The organism is Thiohalobacter sp. (assembly GCF_027000115.1).
In the GTDB taxonomy this organism is placed as follows: domain Bacteria; phylum Pseudomonadota; class Gammaproteobacteria; order Thiohalobacterales; family Thiohalobacteraceae; genus JALTON01.
Map to the genome: position 1 here is coordinate 1 of NZ_JALTON010000063.1, position 2,315 is coordinate 2,315.

Genomic DNA, 2,315 nt, shown 5'->3' on the forward strand with positions numbered 1-2,315 from the left:
CGGGCAGATCCAGCGAGCCGTCCTCGAGGATGTCCACTTCGATGCCCTTGAGCAGGGTGATGCCGTCGAGTTTGTCATTGAGCCGGTCGATGTCGTCCACCTGTCGGTGCAGGGCATCCGCATCGAGACCGTGGGCCACGGTCAGGTGCCGGCTGTGATCGGTGATGGCCAGGTATTCGAGCCCGGCGCGCTTTGCGGCGCGGGCCATGTCCTCGATGCTGGCGGTGCCGTCGGTGGCGCGGGTATGGCAGTGCAGATCGCCGCGCAGGTCGTCGCGCGCGATGAGCACCGGCAGGCGCCCTTCCCGGGCGGCCTCGATCTCGCCGCGCGCCTCGCGCAGCTCCGGCGGAATCCAGGGCAGATCCACGCTGGCATAGACCGATTCCTCGGTTTCGCCGGCGATGCGTTGCTCGCCGCGAAACACGCCGTACTCGTTGATCTTGAGCCCGTTCTGCTGGCCGAGATGGCGGATCCGGATGTTGTGCGCCTTGCTGCCGGTGAAGTAGTGCAGGGCAGCGCCGAAACTGGCCTTTTCCACCACCCGCAGGTCCACCTGCAGACCACACCGGAGGTAGACGGTGGAGCGGGTGGTGCCGCGGGAGACCACGTCGGCCACTTCGTCGTATTCGGTGAAGCGCTGCATCACCGGGCTCTCGCCGCGCACGGTGACCAGAATGTCGAGATCGCCCACCGTTTCCCTGCCGCGGCGATAGCTGCCGGCCACCACCACCTGATCCACGCCCGGGGTCTTTTGCAGCCAGGCCACCAGGGGTTCGGCATAACGGCGAGCCACCGAATGCAGGAAGCGTTTCTCCGCGGTGCGATGGGCGCTGATGTTCTCGAGGATGCGCTGTTCGGTTTTGGGGCCGAAGCCGGGCAACTGGCGCAGCCGGCCGCGGCGCACGGCGTCCTCGAGTTGTTTGAGGGTCTTGATGTGCAGATCCTGGTACAGGGCCCGCACCTTCTTGGGGCCGAGCCCCGGGATCTTGAGCAGGGTCTCGAGGCTGGCCGGCACGCGCCGGTGCAGCTTGTCCAGGGCGCGGGCGTGGCCGGTGTTGACGATTTCCACGATCTTGGCCGCCAGCTCCTTGCCGATCCCCGGCAGGCGGGTGAGGTCCTCGCCCCGCTCCACCATGTCGGAAAGTTCCCGCCCGAGGTGGCGCACGGTGCGCGCGGCGTTGCGATAGGCGCGCACGCGGTAGGGGTTGTCGCCCTCGATTTCCAGCAGATCGGCCATCTCGTCGAAGATGGCGGCGATGTCCTCGTTGTGGACCGGCATGGGTCGGCCGCCTCCTTCCGTGCCACGACGCATGTATCTGAAGCAAGCATACCAGCAGTGGCCGGCGAAGACAGGGGCGGGCCGCGATGTCAGGCAGGCACCCTGCCGGCGTTCAGGGGCCGGAAGGTTGTTCGAGGGTTGTGACCTGCGCGTGCTGTCGTCGCCAGTTGGCGAGTTGTGCCTCGATGGCCGGGGTACTGTGGAAGCGGGGCCGGGAATGGTCGTAGTCCTCGGCTGCTTCCCAGTCGCGGATCAGATCAACGGCGATGCGGAAGGCGGCATCGAAGTCGCGGGTCTGTTGCAGACCGTGCTTGAGCAGGGCACGGCCGAAGTAGGTCAGCTCGGCTTCATCGCTGCAGCCGAAGGAGACCCGATCGGCGGCCGCCGAGGTCATGATCAGCGTGTTGCCGTCGTCCAGCGGTTCGATGAAACCGCCCGAATAACAGGCCGAGACGATCACCACCTTCCAGCGGATGCCGCTTTCCGCCAGCATTTCGGCCAGGCGTTTCGCCGACAGATCGTTCAGCGACAGATCGGCCAGGGAGACGGCCAGTTCGTGTTTCCGGCTGCCGTGGCTGGTCAGGTACAGCACCAGGATGTCTTCCTCGTCCATCACTTCGGCCAGGCGTTGCAGGGCGCGCGACAGATTGGTCACCGAGGCCAGCGGCAGGCTGCGCACCAGCCGCGGATTGTTGATCAGGGTGACCGTGTGGCCGGCGGCGGCAAAACGCGAGGTGAACAGTTCGCGTGCCAGACTGGCTTCCTTCATGAACACGTCCTGATCCCCCCAGGCACCGAAGCTGAGCAGGAAGATGTCGATCACGCCGGGCGTGCCCGGCTGCAGTTTCGAAAGATGTTGCGCCAGCAGGGTCGGCTGGCGATAGAAGGTGGCTTCGGCATCCACCTGGGCCGCCCGGGCCTGTTGCTCTTGCTGGGCCGCGACCCGGGCTTCGGGCGAGACGGGCGTCTCGCCCACGTAGCGCCCCATGAACCAGAAACCGTGCAACACCCGTTTGTGTCCCTGGGGGTGCTTGCG

At 66.4% G+C, this 2,315-nt stretch carries 2 protein-coding genes; both read right to left on the reverse strand.

What is annotated here, in order from left to right; translation table 11 throughout:
- Positions 1-1,279 (reverse strand): helix-hairpin-helix domain-containing protein (locus MVF76_RS12970; RefSeq protein ID WP_297529813.1); only part of this gene is annotated, 1,279 nt, incomplete at its 3' end.
- 112 nt (positions 1,280-1,391) lie between these two features.
- On the reverse strand, positions 1,392-2,315 hold a 924-nt coding region (locus tag MVF76_RS12975; protein ID WP_297529815.1), incomplete at its 5' end, for a C13 family peptidase.